This is a genomic window from Bacillus sp. AFS029637, from assembly GCF_002584985.1.
Taxonomy (GTDB): Bacteria; Bacillota; Bacilli; order Bacillales; family Bacillaceae_G; genus Bacillus_A.
This window is the reverse complement of sequence record NZ_NUPZ01000009.1, coordinates 81,614-97,510: the sequence shown is the minus strand read 5'-3', so window position 1 is coordinate 97,510 and position 15,897 is coordinate 81,614. Positions and strand designations below refer to the sequence as shown.

The following is a 15,897-nucleotide window of genomic DNA, read 5'->3' as shown; positions in this document are numbered from 1 at the left end:
GTACTTTCATCTGTTACTTCTTTTACAACTGGAGTTTCTGGCGCTGTCATATCTTTAACCATTATAATCGAAGGCTCACTTACGTTATCTGAATCATCCGTTAATGTTACCTTTATTTCTGTTCCTGGCTTTTGTTTTGGAATATCTACTGTAAAGTTTCCATTGCCATCTACTTTTCCTTCATATTTCTGATCACCAACTGCTACTGTTACTTTGGATCCTGCTTCTCCTGTTCCTGTTACTTTTGTATCTTGATCTGTAACGTTATTAACAATCGGTTTATTAGGAGGAATATCATCTCCCGTTCCAACTTTCAAAGTCGCATGAGCTTGTGAATTTTCAATAATTGCTGCATCAATTAAATTATCCGCTTTTTGCATCGTATCAAATTCATAGGTTCCATTCTTCAACCCATTTTTTAAAATCAATCTTACATCTACATCGACAGGGAGTAATCCTAATAAATCTAAGTTTAATAAACTTGTTGTTGATACACTCGCCACATTATTATTTAATTCCATATCAACCCATGAGCTTGAAAGTAGGCCTTTCTTTTTATATTGCACTTTATCTATATAAGGGACCACCTTTGAATCAAAAGTAAAATATGTAGTGTCCTTACCTAGTAACGCTATCTTCACTACATATTTTAGCGTATATGTTAAATCAACTTGCTGTGAAGTAGAAAGCTGTGCATTTAACTTGGACCATCCAATAACTGAAACATTAGTTACTCCACGTTGACTACCATTTTGGACTGCTTGTGTTGAATTCCCCTCTGCCGGAATCAATTCATCCTCTTTCGGAGTAACCTGTTCCTGGTTTAGCTTTTGGTTTTCTTCTGCTGGAATTAATTCATCCTCTCTTGGAGTAACCTGTTCCTGGTTTAGCTTTTGGTTTTCTTCTGCTGGAATTAATTCATCCTCTTTTGGAGTAAGCTGTTCCTGGTTTAGCTTTTGGTTTTCTTCTGCTGGAATCAATTTATCCTCTTTCGGAGTAACCTGTTCCTGTTTTAACTTTAGATTTTCTTCTGCAGCACTTACAACCATTCCATTAACTCCAACAGAAGCAAGTGTAGTAATAGTTACTAAACTAGCCACGTGCTTTTTTAACCCTTTTTTCTTCATACTAAAATCCTCCCTAAATTCTCTCTATAAATAAGCCTTATAAAAACATTCTATCCAATAAACAGTATATTTGTAAATGTATATATGTATTGGAAGATTCAATCTTTTTTGTGAAAAAACCATAAAAATTATACCGGAAAAGTTTTGATATTTTTGCGAAATTCTTGATATTTCAACTATTGATATAAAGGAAATTTCATACAGGGTAATAGGATAATATAGGGATAATATAGGGATAATTTCATAAAATTATCTTGGAATATAAAAGGAAAATATATATAATAAACTTATCTATATTACTTATAGATTCCCCAACTAATTTTAATATTGATAAAGTAATATAAAGGTGATGAAATTATTTTGCAAAATGTTTTTCTGAAAAAAATTTTAATTCTAATGTCCGGTACTGCTTTAGGGCAATTAATAGTTTTTTTATCCTCTCCAATTCTAACAAGGCTTTATACCCCAGAAGATTTTGGAGTATTAAACTTATATACCTCCATTATATCTTTTTTACTAGTACTTTGTTCTCTAAGGTATGAAATGGCTATACCTATCGCAAAAGATGAGCGAGAATCTATCCATCTTGTCGTTGTTTCAATCTTTATCCTTATGGCGTTTTGTATCTCAATGACATTTATTATCGTCATATTTGACGGTCTAAGTTCCAATTTAAGAAAAATGTTCCACTTTTCAAAAATTTATTATATATTTCCTATTAGCTTATTTTTTATAGGCCTATATCAAATAATTATCAACTGGCATATACGCCAATCTAATTTTAGTCTTATTACTAGAACAAAATTATCTCAAAGTACTACATTAACTATTTCTACTATAATAATGGGGATTTTTAACCTGAAATTTAATGGTCTTATACTTGGAGATACTATCGGTAAAAGTTCCGGTTCTTTTTTAATGTTTCAACGATTTATAAAACAAGTCTCATTTAGTAACCTAAAACAGAATATAACAAAGACGACTCTCTTAAGTACTATTAAAAAATATAAAAATTATCCTTTAATAACCACTTGGAGTTCTTTATTAAATGTAGCCGGGATTTATCTTTCACCGGCCCTGTTCACTTTATTATTCGATAGTACTACTGGTGGGTATTTTTCTTTTGGTCATAGAATTGTCGGAACACCAATCCTATTAATTGGACAATCAGTATCGCAAGTTTATATGAGTGTATTTTCAAACAAAGAAAACCCCTTTCATATATTTAGAAAGATTGTTCTATATCTAAGTATTATAGGGACTTTTACAGCGTCTATATTGTTTTTTTTAGGAGAAGATATCTTCCAATTTATCTTTGGAGCTAATTGGCGGACATCCGGCTCATATGTAGCCATCCTATCTTTTATGTATTTATTTTATATCATTGCATTTCCAGTATCCCAGACTTTGAATCTAATTGGGAAGCAATTTTTACAATTACTCTGGGATCTTTCAAGGGTTGCTTTTATATTTCTATTATTCCTTAGCGTACATCAGTTCTCTCTATCCATTTCAATAACTTTAAAAATCTATTCGATTGGCATGGGACTTTTTTATTTACTACTACTTATCATAATATACTATGCCTTAAAACAAGATATTAGGAGCGATACACAATGAAGCAAATAGCAATTTTAACTTCTGTACACTACGCTTTTGACACTAGAATTTTTTATCGCATTTCACAATCTTTAGTCAAACATGGCTATGATGTAACTTTAATTGCACCAATGGATGAAACAAATCCCTTTATTAAAAACAAAATAAATATACTTCCTATACAAAAGCCTAAAAATAGACTATCAAGAATCTTCAAAACTACATGGCAAGTATATAAAAAGGCCTTACAAGTTGATGCAGATATTTATCATTTTCATGATCCTGAATTGATTTTTGCTGGATATCTTTTAAAACTACATGGCAAAACAGTTATCTATGATATCCATGAAAATGTTTCTAAACAGATTCTAAATAAAGAATGGGTACCTCTAAAACGCTTTGCTTCTTTAACTTATAGGCTTATAGAACGTCTTTTTATTAGTAAGTTCCATCTAGTACTTGCGGAAAAGTCTTATGAACAGCTGTATCTTTATCATAAAAGCAAAATTACTGTACAGAACTTCCCAAACCTTGACATTATTCCAGATGTCTCTGAGGGGAAAGATAAAAATTCTATTGTATATTTAGGTGGGGTATCAAAAGAAAGAGGAATTGAAACGACTATTCAATCACTAGCTAAATTAAAACAAGAAGGACAAGACTTTCATTTCAAGTGTATTGGTCCCATTAATCAACAATATCAAGTTAAATTAGAGAAATTATGTGAAGATACAAACATTAAAGAAAATGTTTCTTTTTTAGGAAGATTGAATGCTGAAGATGCTTATAAAATTGTAAGACAATCCAAGATAGGCTTGGCTATACTTCATCCAATTGGAAACTATCTTGAATCTTATCCAACTAAGGTTTTTGAATATATGGCATTACGAACGCCATACATAACCTCTAATTTTGCGCTCTATTCAGATTTAACAAATGATACCCAAGCTGGTTTAACTACAGATCCATTTGACGCCGAAGATTTAAAAGAAAAATTAATTTTCCTTTTAAATAATCCTAATACATTGACAGAAATGTCTGAAAACGGACGCGCATCGGTAGAAGAAAAATATAATTGGGAACAAGAAGAAAAAAAATTGATAGAATTATACAGCAAACTATAAATAAAAATTGAACCACCTATCCTTATACCTTTCATGGACAGGTGGTTCAATTTTTCAATATCATAATTTCGTAATATCTTTATTAAAAAATTCTACCTTCCTTTATAAGAGGGATTACTATGATATTTCTTTTCATCCTTATCATATTCCATCTGATTATAAGGTATCTTAATATATTTATCGAACATATTGCCTGTTGCAATTACATTGATATCTATTTTAGACAAAATATCAATCCCTCTCATTTCCAATATAGGATCCTCAAGATTCCCTCTAATATCATTTTGATTTATTTGACCGGTATTCTTACTAGATAAAATCCCTATACCGGCTGGATAAGGATATCTTTTCTCATTTAACACAACTTCTTCTTTGACATGTAATCCCGAAATTTTATTATGTTCAAACTTAAAATCTTTATTATCATAATAAGCAAGAATCCCATAATAATACGATTGAAATATTTCATTTTCCGAAACCCTGGCGCCTTTAGTCGATTGCAAAAAAATAGAACCAGTGGCTAATAATTTACCTTGACTATATGCATCCCTACGTCCATATCCAGATATGATATTATTTCGAATAACACCTGTTGCGTACTCCTTTTTTGAGTCCGGATCACTACTTTTTTTCATCGTTCCACTCAAAATTATTCCTCTATTTACACTATTACTTAACTCATTGCTAGGGGTTTCAATTACGTTATTACTAATTTTTATATCTTTGGGTGCATACTTATCCTCGCCATTCACTTCACTTGGTACCGCCGCTATAGGAACTTTTACATTTTTAATTGTATTATTAATAAATTGTATATTTTCTCCTCCATGGGTATCTAATCCTTCCCAAAAAACATTATCCATAATTACAGAATTTTTTACAATACAATCTTTACTCCGTGGGTACTTATGAATATCATTGTCCGATTTTCTACCGAACGCCACATTATATGCTATCTTATGATTACCTATACTCGATAAATTATAAGATAGTGCACCTCCTATTGCACAATTTGTAATTTCTACATTCCTAACAGAAAACCCCATAATTCCAGCGTATCCAAAATTCTTTATTTTAGTTGCATTTATCTTCAAATTTTTTGTCAAATTCGCATATACTCCATATCCACTAAAATTATCTAACTGCAAATTACTTAGTGTAATATTACTTGTATTACCTGTAATATTTATTCCCATTTCTTTAGTATATACCTTAGGATTCTCGCGCTCTAAATTCCCTTCTAAAATTATATTTTTAATCGTGACAGATGAAACCCCTTCCTTAATCGTAAAGATAGGAATGGCTGTATTAGTTTTAAGCTTTGCGAGGGAACCATCTTTTTGTAAACCATCTATTGTAATATCCGATTTATCAATTAAAATTGTATCAGAAATAACTTGATTTCCCCTTAATACAACCGTATCTCCAAAACTACTCTGAGAAATAACTTGCTGCAACTCCTTAGTATCAACATTACTTATAGAAACATATGTACTCTTAGAATTGAATCCGACATACCTCACTATTAGAACAAATATACCGATTAAAATTAGAACCACTATACCTATTATGGATGATTTTCTCAAAGTACTCCCTCCATATCTTATTATATCCCTGCATAAATGCTCCCCCTAAATCCCTCCTCAAAAAAGAAACTGTAAAATAAAAAGGTGTTCATTCTATAAAAGAAAAGAACACCTTAATCGATTAACACAATTTTAATTATGGATTTTCGCACCTTGTTTACTATTATATTCCTGTTGGTCTTTCGGTAAAAAATATAATATTAATAAATTCAACAACATCCCGTGTGTTAGAAGGGTTGTCAACAACGAGGTATCTGTCAATGCCCAAATTGGCATCGCTGTAATCAAACACACTATAGAGACATTTTTAAACTTTAATGAGAGACAATTACATATATAGGCTATAAACATTAATACTAATGAGACGCCTATAACTCCAGGTATTCCAAAATTCGCAAAACCATCCGCCCATAAATTAGCATTTGCTGAAACTTCTGCTTTACCAAAGTAATTTAAACCTATTGTAAATGCTGGCGTAGTAGAATATGGATCGTCAAAAATCCCCTTAAATAAACTATATGCATATAACGCCTTAGGATTGAACGAAAAGAATTCATAATACATGCCTAACAACAAACCTGGTGTAACTATGAAACGCCTTAGGAATAAAGAAGTTAAAATATCAGTAGATCTCGCAAGATCAATAACAATAAATAATAATAATCCGCCTGTAAATACACCCAAAAATTTAATACTGAAGCTTTTTCCATTCTTTGATAAACAACAATAAATCAAAAACAATAGTGCTGTAGAAAACAGAACACTCTTATGACCTGATATTGAATATATCATAATTTGACTAAAGAATCCTAATAATACAAAATGAGGCTTTTTTTTCAATAATCCTAAAGATATAAGTGTAGGACCAATACATTTAGTAAACCATGTAATCGCATACGTAGAGATTACATCTTTAGCTTCCCTGTACGAGTACCTCAAATCGTATACTTCATCCAATTGTACAAAACGAATATGAAATCCAAATTTACGCACAATGATGACAAAAAGAATTAAAAATATACTAAAAAATACAATTAAAAAATGTTTATATGAAACATTGTTAGTATTTATGTTAACAAGTGGGATTTTCCGCATCCAAATTAACCCCATCATCACCATCGTTATCACTAAATGCATAGGAAACATTGTTAAATCCCCAGATTGAATTGACATTATAGAATATAATGGGATATACATACTAGGGACATATAACACTATAAAAAGAAACCAAAATATAAAATCAGAAGGGATTTTCACATCGATGGGGCTGAATGCTGTTACAATTAAAATTAATAAGGTAGCAATCATAACATCTAAAATATGCGGTTCAGAAAAAGTATATCCTAAATAAGAATATGCTGGGGAAACAAAATATATATACCCTATATTAACAACCAAAATATAAGATATGACTAATAAAAGTACAATTGGTTTTCGAAAATAAAACATCTTTACCTCTCCATCAAGTTATTATTTATATGGGTACCATTCCTTTCCCTCATAATTATTATACCTGAGAGAATTATACTATTAAGTATCTCATTTTTGTCTTTANNTAAAGACAAAAATGAGATACAATATTATGCAAAGATAGATTCTCTTTAAATAATATTTATGATACCAAAAGAGAATCTATTCAAAATAAACTTTATATAAATAAAAATTTTAAACTAATACTAATCGCTCTTCAACTTGGAATATGTTACCGAAATTGTAGTATTTTATATTAGAATTATTTATATTTGCACAATTTTTGGTATCCAAGATTACTGGCTTCTTACACTTTTTAAGTATCAAGTCTTGATCTAGATTCTTAAAATCGCTATGATCAGTTAATATCAGTATACAATCTACATCTGTAATTGCATCCTCGAAATTCAACATTTTAAAAGGCACTTGAGATTCCCTTACATAAGGGTCATGAATATTCAAATTATACCCTTTTTCCATCAAGGATTGTGTAATTAATAAGGCTGGACTCTCACGAATATCATCAATATCTCCTTTATATGTAAGGCCAAGTACCGCAATCTTATCAGTCTGCTTTCCAACCAATTTTTCAACGTATTCTATTACAAACTGTGGCATGGAGTTATTTATATGCCTTGCATCCGAAATTAACTTTGCATTTTGAGGTGATTTCTCAATAATAAAATATGGATCTACTGCTAAACAATGTCCACCAACACCCGGTCCTGGTGAATGAATATTAACCCGTGGATGATGGTTTGCCAGTTTAATAACTTCTAGTGCATCAATTTCTAAATCTGATGAGATTTTTACAAGTTCATTAGCTAAGGCTATATTAACATCTCTATATGTGTTCTCCATTAATTTAGACATTTCTGCAATTAATGCTGTGGTTTCTAATATCGGCGCTTTCACAAAACTACGATATACCTCCGCTGCTTTTGTAGCTGAAATTTCATTTATGCCACCAACAATCCTCGTGTTATTTACCAATTCATCAAGAATTTTCCCTGGCAACACACGTTCTGGACAATGCGCTAAGTATATCTCTTCTCCCACTTTCCACTTAGAGTTATTAATAATAGGTGCAACTATATCATTAATAGTTCGAGGCGGAATTGTCGATTCAACTATGACTATACTATCTTTCTTTAAATACGGTAATATCGCCTTAGTTGCTGCTACAACCGCATCTAAATTTGCAGTGTAGTCTTCATTATGTGGCGTTGGTACTGCAATAATAAAAACATCTGCGTGTGCTGGTGTCGTATCTGCCTTAAGTTTTCCTTCCTCTACAACTCTTCTTAATAACTCATCTAAACCATTTTCTTTGATATGTGCCTGTCCATTATTAATCATATCTACCGCTGTAAAATTAATATCTACCCCTCGGACTGATTTACCGGCATTGGCAAACATTGTCGCCGTAGGCAATCCAATATACCCCAATCCAACTACACAAACTGTACTAATAGTCATCTTTCTTCTCCTTTTAATAAAATTTTTCATTTAAGATGTTTTATCACTTATTTAATAACCGCAAATATTAATTAATATATTACCTATATTACTGTTCCCGATTTGTGTGAATGATTGGAAACTCCAAGTGTAAAAACTCTAGGATTTCTATGTTCTTTAAATGCATTTCTTGTATCAACAATAAGTTTTGCACTTTCCAAAATTTCGTGCGGATCATATACACTATGATTTGTAGTTAACACTACACAATCATAGTGATCCAATCGTGCGCCTTCTAATTCGATAGACTCTACTACTTCCCCATAATAATCTTTAAATGATTTTGCAAATGGATCGTTGTATTGAACGATTCCTCCATTTTCTCTTAGCAATTCATATATCTCTAATGCAGGTGATTCTCTTAAATCATCGATATCTGGTTTATATGTCATACCCAACATTAAAATCTTAGCACCCCTTATCGACTTTCCATGCTCATTTAATGCTAAAGCAACTTTCGTCAAAATATGCTCTGGCATTTTTTTATTTGTTTCTTGCGCTAACTCTATGAATCTACTAAAAAAATTGGCTTCTTTAGCTTTCCAAGATAAGTACATAGGGTCTAACGGAATACAATGTCCTCCAATACCCGGTCCTGGTGTAAATTTCATATATCCAAATGGTTTTGTAGCAGCTGCATCAATTGTTTCCCAAATATCAATCCCCAATTTTTCACATAACATAGCCATCTCATTGATAAAAGCAATGTTCATACTTCTAAATGTGTTCTCTAATAATTTACTCATTTCAGCTACTTTCGGAGATGAAACTTGGATAATCGTATCGATAACTTCTCCATACAATAAAGCACCTAATTCTGTACAAGCTTTTGTTGTCCCCCCCAAAACTTTAGGTGTGTTTTTGGTATTGTATTTTTTATTACCTGGATCTACCCGTTCTGGTGAAAAACATAGAAAGTAATCTACTCCCACTTTATATCCTTCCAACTCTAATTCCCTTTCAATAAGTTCTTCAGTTGTTCCCGGATATGTAGTACTTTCTAAAATTATCAAAAGGCCTTTATGCATATTTTTTTTGATTTTCTCTACTGCTGACATAATATATGACATATCTGGATTCTGCGACCTAGTTAGTGGTGTTGGAACACAAATACTAACTACATCTAAATCTTTAATGTTTTCAAAATTTGTACTAGGAGAGAAACAATTCTTATTTAGGACACTATTCACTGCCGAAGAAGGAATATCAATTATATAAGACTCCCCATTCTTAAGCTTATTAACCTTTTCGCTATTTATATCTATACCTACAACTTGGAATCCAGATTGAGCTAACTCTATTGACAACGGCAATCCAACATATCCTAATCCAATAACCCCTACTTTTGCTTTTTTTTCTTCAATTTTTTTTCTTAATATATCAAACATATTATTCATTACTTTGAATCCTCCTTAAAATTTAATATTACTATTGAAGTTCGACATTAATTAAATATAATATGTAAAATCAAATCTACTATTTCACTCGTTTCATTACTTCTAAATACTTCTCAGCGTGCTTTTCCCTGTCATACATAGACAACAATATCTCTTTACCTCTCCGCTTTAATTGTTCATTATCTAATTCCTCTAACGATGACTTCTCTAAAAAGTGAAACATCGAATTTATATCTTCATAATATAAATAATCATTAATTGAACAAATAATCTCTTGAGCATCACCCTTAGGGCCTATGTAAAGTGGTACCCCCTTATTTCCGATAACCTCAAATAATTTAGATGGAATCGTACCACTAAAAGCTGGATCATTCAAAATTTTGATTAAATTGAAATCTACCTGACTATATAAGTATTGAACTTCCTTAGAAGAGATTGATTCAAAGACATGTATACTACTACTATTTTTCGCCAATTCGGTAATCTTTTTCTCTCTCGCCCCGTTCCCAATAATTAAAACAGAGTACTTATTTGATTTTGAAAACTGCTCTACGACTTCTTCTACTTTTTGTGAAACACCTAACGTACCAAAGTAGCCAATTATCTTTTTTCCCTTTTTTCGCTCATTATTTATTGTCTCAAGAATTGAAGCTATAGAATTTGTATTGAAATTTTCGTCAGATGACTCATTAAATAAGTAACCATTAGGAATAGTAGAGACTTTTTCGACTTCTATTCCATTGTCCACTAGAATATTTTTATATGTTTCTGTCACTGTAATTATATGTTTTGCTTTTTTACAAAAATATAATTCTAATTTTTTTATTAAATTTATAATGATATCGTTCGTATATTGTGTCGCTTTCAAACTTTTAAAAGTAATATCACGAAACTCTAAAATGTTAGGTGTTTTTTTTCTTTTTGAAATATATTGTCCCATGAAACCTAAAAAAACCGGACCTGTGCTTGTAATAACTACATCATAATCATTAGGAAGATTTTTTATGTTTTTATAACTATTTATTATAAATGTTAGATATGACTTAATTCTACTAAATTTAGATCCCACTCCTCCTAAATCTACACTATTCCTAAAAACTGTAATTCCTTCTATTTCTTCAACAAAACTTTTGTTTTCTTCATATCCCGCATAAATTCTCCCTTGAGGATAATTAGGGATTGCAGTAAATACATGTACCTCATGACCTTGTTTTTTCCATAATCTTGATAACTCTGTTAACCGTTTAGAAGCTGCACCGATTTCTGGAAAATAATATTGTGTGACAACCAATATTTTCATCACTGACCTACCTTTTTCTAAGATTACTTTATTATTTATATATTAATCCTAATAATTAATATAGTTAATTTATTGATACTAACTTTTTATCTTGCTCCATCACCAGTAAGAACTACTTTGATTGTTTTTATTATAATTTTCAAATCCAGAATAATACTGGAATTATTTATATAGTAAATATCCAATTTTAATTTTTCCTTTGGTGTAATATCATATCCACCATTTACTTGTGCCCATCCTGTAACACCAGGTTTCACCAAAAGCCTTTTTTTAAATCCTGGTATTTCACGTTCAAATTTATCAGTAAACATTGGCCTTTCTGGCCTCGGACCGACAACTGACATGTCCCCTTTTAAAATGTTGAAGAACTGAGGTAATTCATCAATACGTGTTCTTCGAATAAATATACCTATTTTAGTAATCCTAGGATCATTTTTTTTAGCCCATTGTGCACCATTTTTTTCAGCATCCAACCTCATCGAACGCAATTTGATGATTCTAAACCTCTTACCATCTTTCCCTAATCTTTCCTGAAAATAAAAAGGTGAACCGGGTGATTCTAATATAATAAGTATCGCCACCACAAATACTAATGGAAACATCACCCCTGAACCAATAAGTGCAAGTACTATATCAAAGGCACGTTTAATTCCCCGATAATATATATTTGTGGATTCATATACTTCCAATGATAAATCATTAGTATTATTCTCTTTAGCAATTGCACCTTTACTCATCTTCCATGTTTACCTCCCATATCCAATCTTAAATTCATTCTATATCTAATCGCTTAAAATTCAACTAACATAAATATTTAAAAATAAACATTATTTTTACCCAATAGATATTTACTTACCTAAAATTTTTGTTTAATATTAAATTTTCCCATTTCTTATTTCGGTAATACGCAATTAGCCTATCAATGTTCCCTCCTAAAATTCCCAAAAAAGAACTTGAGCTCTTCTCCCATGTTTAGCTCCTATATATTGTAAAAAATCACAAATAGACGATCAATTTATGCTTGCTTGTTGTTTAATATGTAAAATTAATAAATTACAATAACTATTTATAAATAAGTCACTAATTTTGTGTTACTACAAGAAGCTTTACTGCAAAAACACAAATACCCTATCACATTATCCACAAATTTTTTTATAAATTAAGTTTTAATTCATAGAAAAGCGCCCCCCTTCAATAGATAATAGACATTATTACCAAATTAAAAAATACCAAATACTTTTTTACGACGAATTTGTTCTGGATCTTCTTTATAAATTGCTTTTCCACTAATTAATAAATACGGATTTTCTTTTAAATCACTCATAACGTTCATTCCGAATTCTTTTCCGATTAATTCATAGCTTTCCGCTAAATGAAATCCTCTTGACGTCGTGTTATGTGCATCAGATGCAATCATATGCACTAAATTATGTTCAACAAGTTGTAATGAAAACTTTTTAATCTTTTTACCGAACTTTCCAAGGAGACTACCTGCCGTTACTTGTGTTAATGCACCTTTACTTACAAGTTTATATAACTTATCTGGTCGCTCGATTAACTCCGCATTACGTTCCGGATGAACGATAATTGGAATCATTCCTTTAACACGTAGTTCATATAATAGTTGTTCTGCATAACGAGGTACATGATTAGATGGAAATTCAATGAATATGTATTTATCTGTTTCATTTAAAGTAACAATTTTACCAGCCTCATAGTCTTCTAATAAATCACCATATAACCTGACCTCTTGTCCTGGTAAAATTTTGAGCGGAATATCATGTTGCTTTAGTTCATCATTTAATTGTTTCACTTGATGAATAATAGAAGCACGTTCATTTACATATTTTCCATTTTGATGATGTGGCGTTGCGACAATTGTATGAATTCCTTCTTGAACAGCCTTTTGTGCCATCGCTAAACTATCTGTTACCGTTTGTGCGCCGTCATCGATGCTAGGTAAAATGTGACAGTGTAAATCAATCACTTATTTCATCCTCCTCTTCTATAATCATCTTTTTTCCCTTGAATATGANNTCATATTCAAGGGAAAAAAGGAGATATGCTCTTGTCATATCTCACTTTTCAATTAGTTCGCACCGTAGTAATAATATAAGCCATGTTCACGTTCACAATCATTTAAAACAACGCCTAACAATTTACCTTTTGCCAATTGTAATAAACCTTTTGCTTTGACTGCTGCTTCTTTTTCCGTCGCTTCACTACGTACAACGAGAATAGAGGCGTCACACACATTTGCCATAATTTGCGCATCCGTAACTGCTAAAATTGGTGGTAAATCAAAGATGACTAAATCATACATACTATACGCTTGTGCAAGTAGTTCTTGCATGGATTTCGAGCCTAATAATTCCGCTGGATTTGGCGGGACTGGTCCACACGCTAAAAAGTATAAATTGTCTACCGATGTCGTTTGTACACATTTTTCTAAACGCTCACTATGTGTTAATACGTTAGTTAATCCGAAAATATTATCTACTTGGAACACTTGATGCATAGCTGGTTTACGCATATCTGCATCAATTAGTAGTACCTTCTTCCCTTGTTGTGCAAAAACAACCGCCATATTCGATGTTATCGTTGTTTTCCCTTCACTCGGGTTCGCAGACGTTACCATTATAGAATGTAAATTCGTATCAACAGATGCAAATTCAACATTCGTTCGAATGTTACGAAATTGTTCTGAAATAGGTGATTTCGGTTGTTGATGAGCAATTAATTGACGGCGTTGACGATGATTCTTCTTCTTTTTAAATAAACTATTAAGAGCCAATTGTTTGTCCCCTCACTTTTCTTGATGATGGAGCATGCGATTTCACGTTCGTTGTTTCTTCATCCATGCGAGCTACGATACCTAACACTGGTAAGCCAAGTAAGTTTTCTACATCTTCCTCCTTTTTCACTGTGTTATCTAAATATTCTAGTAAGAACGCAAGACTAACCGCAGCCATTAAACCAACAACGAAAGCAATTGCTACATTGCGCATAGGAACTGGCTTAATCGGTGATTGATTTTCCGCAACTTCCGCTTTCGATAATACGGTTACGTTATCAACATTCATAATTTTTGCGACTTCGCCTTTAAATACATCAGCGGTTGCATTTGTAATATCGCGAGCTAGCTTCGGATCTTTATCTTCAACTGTTACAGAAATGACCTGTGAATCTTTTTCATTCGTAACATTAATCTTTCCTGCTAACGCTTGCGCCGTCGTATTTAAATTTAATTTTTCATTTACTTGCTCTAAGATTACTGGACTTTTAATAATAACCTTATATGTATTCGTTAATTGAATATTCGTTTGAACTTCACCAGCTTGGATCATTGTTCCATCTTGTTTTTTCTGATTCACAAGAATTTGCGTTGAAGATTGATAGATTGGTGTTATAAAGAAGAAGCTAATGATAGCACTTACTATAGCTGCACCAAAGGCGATTACGAGGATCATTGCTACACGTTTTTTTAAGATATGAAATAACTCTTTTAAACTAATTGTTTCTTCCATAAGTTCCTCCAACTTTCTAAAATTTGCACATGAGAAAAATTATAACATATAATCTCACTTTTTTTTATTTTAGTAATATCTACGTACGATTAGTATTTAAAAACATATATAATCTTACAAAAAAATCTTAAATATGACAACACATTCCAAAGAATTCCCAAAATTTTCATTATATCACACTCTTAATGTAGTGCAATACAAAATTTTATAAAAATTCCAAACCAAAAAACAACCAATAAGCATTTCTTCTTATTGGTCGCTTTTACTATTTTAGTAATAGCCGTATTGCTCTTGGTCTTCTTTTTTATCGTTTAAAACGACTCCAAGTATTTTCCCTGATGCTTTGTCTAATAGTTGTTTCGTTTTTACGATTTTATCTTTTTCTGTTTTTTCGCTGCGTACGACAAGTATGATTCCATCACACTTATCCGCAAGTATTTGCGCATCGGTAACCGCAAGAACTGGCGGTGTGTCTATTAAAACAATATCAAACATGTTATATGCTTCTAGTAATACCTCGTCCATTACTCGATTTCCTAACAGTTCTGCTGGGTTTGGTGGTATTGGCCCTGATGCCATTACGTATACATTCTCTATATCTGTCTTTTGAATGCATTGCATTATATTTGCTTGTCCTGATAATACATTTGTTAGTCCATTTGAATTATGGACTGCAAATAAGTCTTGTATGGAAGGCTTACGTAAATCAGCTCCAATTACTAAAACTTTCTTTCCTTGTTGACCGAAAACAACTGCTAAGTTTGAAACTGTCATTGTTTTTCCGTCACCAGGATTTGCTGACGTTACCATAATAGAACGAATATTATTGTCTACAGATGTAAATTCAATATTTGTACGAATGTTACGGTATTGTTCCGTAATACGTGATTTAGGCTCCTGATGTGTAATTAATTGTCGTATTGGTTTTCTTTTTTCTCTCCCGAACATGTTCTAATCTCCTCTGTTAAAATGCGACACTCTCCCTATTTCTTTATGCTCGATATACACGCCTATTTCATTCACAATGGATATATTACGCTCGTTTCCCACTTATTTCTACTGTTAAATCCGTCCATTATCTGCCATGTATAACCATATTTAATACCATTCTATTTTGTCCTATATAAAGACCGTAACAATATGACAATAGCTTCATTTCTTTTATACCTTTATCATTTATCTCAAAAACGAGATAAATGATAAAGTAATTGTATGGTAATCCAAATTAGTTTACAACTAATTTTCTAAC

General features: G+C 31.7%; 13 protein-coding genes. 2 read left to right on the top strand and 11 right to left on the bottom strand.

Annotated elements, in window-relative coordinates:
* Window positions 1-1,127, bottom strand: a 1,127-nt coding sequence (locus COE49_RS02340) for an Ig-like domain-containing protein (RefSeq protein WP_255294736.1), incomplete at its 3' end; no start/stop codon positions are given.
* Between the two features lie 360 nt (window positions 1,128-1,487).
* Here COE49_RS02340 and COE49_RS02335 point away from each other — a divergent pair.
* Window positions 1,488-2,747 carry a lipopolysaccharide biosynthesis protein gene (locus tag COE49_RS02335; protein ID WP_088232013.1) on the top strand — a complete coding sequence of 420 codons (1,260 nt, stop codon included), beginning with the start codon at window positions 1,488-1,490 and terminating at the stop codon, window positions 2,745-2,747.
* A complete protein-coding gene (locus tag COE49_RS02330; protein ID WP_088232012.1) occupies window positions 2,744-3,850 on the top strand; it encodes a glycosyltransferase family 4 protein in 1,107 nt (368 codons plus the stop codon). The genes COE49_RS02335 and COE49_RS02330 overlap by 4 nt, the downstream gene beginning before the upstream one ends.
* Window positions 3,851-3,942: 92 nt before the next feature.
* Here the strand turns inward: COE49_RS02330 and COE49_RS02325 are convergent, their stop codons facing one another.
* The 10 genes from COE49_RS02325 to COE49_RS02280 all read right to left on the bottom strand — a co-directional run bounded on the left by COE49_RS02325 (window position 3,943) and on the right by COE49_RS02280 (window position 15,596).
* Window positions 3,943-5,436, bottom strand: coding sequence for a right-handed parallel beta-helix repeat-containing protein (locus COE49_RS02325; protein WP_088232011.1), 1,494 nt, complete (start codon window positions 5,434-5,436; stop codon window positions 3,943-3,945).
* A gap of 132 nt (window positions 5,437-5,568) precedes the next feature.
* Entirely contained in the window at window positions 5,569-6,885 is a 1,317-nt protein-coding gene (locus COE49_RS02320) for a hypothetical protein (protein ID WP_088232010.1), read from the bottom strand.
* Between the two features lie 216 nt (window positions 6,886-7,101).
* Window positions 7,102-8,385: a nucleotide sugar dehydrogenase gene (locus COE49_RS02315; RefSeq protein ID WP_088232009.1), complete on the bottom strand. Its 1,284-nt coding sequence runs from the start codon at window positions 8,383-8,385 to the stop codon at window positions 7,102-7,104.
* A gap of 83 nt (window positions 8,386-8,468) precedes the next feature.
* Complete coding sequence (locus COE49_RS02310; RefSeq protein ID WP_088232008.1) at window positions 8,469-9,821, bottom strand: nucleotide sugar dehydrogenase; 1,353 nt, start codon at window positions 9,819-9,821, stop codon at window positions 8,469-8,471.
* A gap of 79 nt (window positions 9,822-9,900) precedes the next feature.
* Window positions 9,901-11,121 (bottom strand): glycosyltransferase family 4 protein, encoded by a 1,221-nt coding sequence (locus tag COE49_RS02305; protein WP_088232007.1) that lies wholly within the window; start codon window positions 11,119-11,121, stop codon window positions 9,901-9,903.
* Between the two features lie 86 nt (window positions 11,122-11,207).
* Complete coding sequence (locus COE49_RS02300; protein ID WP_088232006.1) at window positions 11,208-11,858, bottom strand: sugar transferase; 651 nt, start codon at window positions 11,856-11,858, stop codon at window positions 11,208-11,210.
* A gap of 482 nt (window positions 11,859-12,340) precedes the next feature.
* Entirely contained in the window at window positions 12,341-13,108 is a 768-nt protein-coding gene (locus COE49_RS02295; RefSeq protein WP_088232005.1) for a tyrosine-protein phosphatase, read from the bottom strand.
* 102 nt (window positions 13,109-13,210) lie between these two features.
* Window positions 13,211-13,915 (bottom strand): CpsD/CapB family tyrosine-protein kinase, encoded by a 705-nt coding sequence (locus tag COE49_RS02290; protein ID WP_088232004.1) that lies wholly within the window; start codon window positions 13,913-13,915, stop codon window positions 13,211-13,213.
* Window positions 13,905-14,648, bottom strand: a complete 744-nt coding sequence (locus COE49_RS02285; protein WP_098945684.1) for a YveK family protein — start codon at window positions 14,646-14,648, stop codon at window positions 13,905-13,907. The genes COE49_RS02290 and COE49_RS02285 overlap by 11 nt, the downstream gene beginning before the upstream one ends.
* Window positions 14,649-14,918: 270 nt before the next feature.
* Complete coding sequence (locus COE49_RS02280) at window positions 14,919-15,596, bottom strand: CpsD/CapB family tyrosine-protein kinase (RefSeq protein ID WP_098945683.1); 678 nt, start codon at window positions 15,594-15,596, stop codon at window positions 14,919-14,921.
* Window positions 15,597-15,897 lie beyond the last annotated feature (301 nt).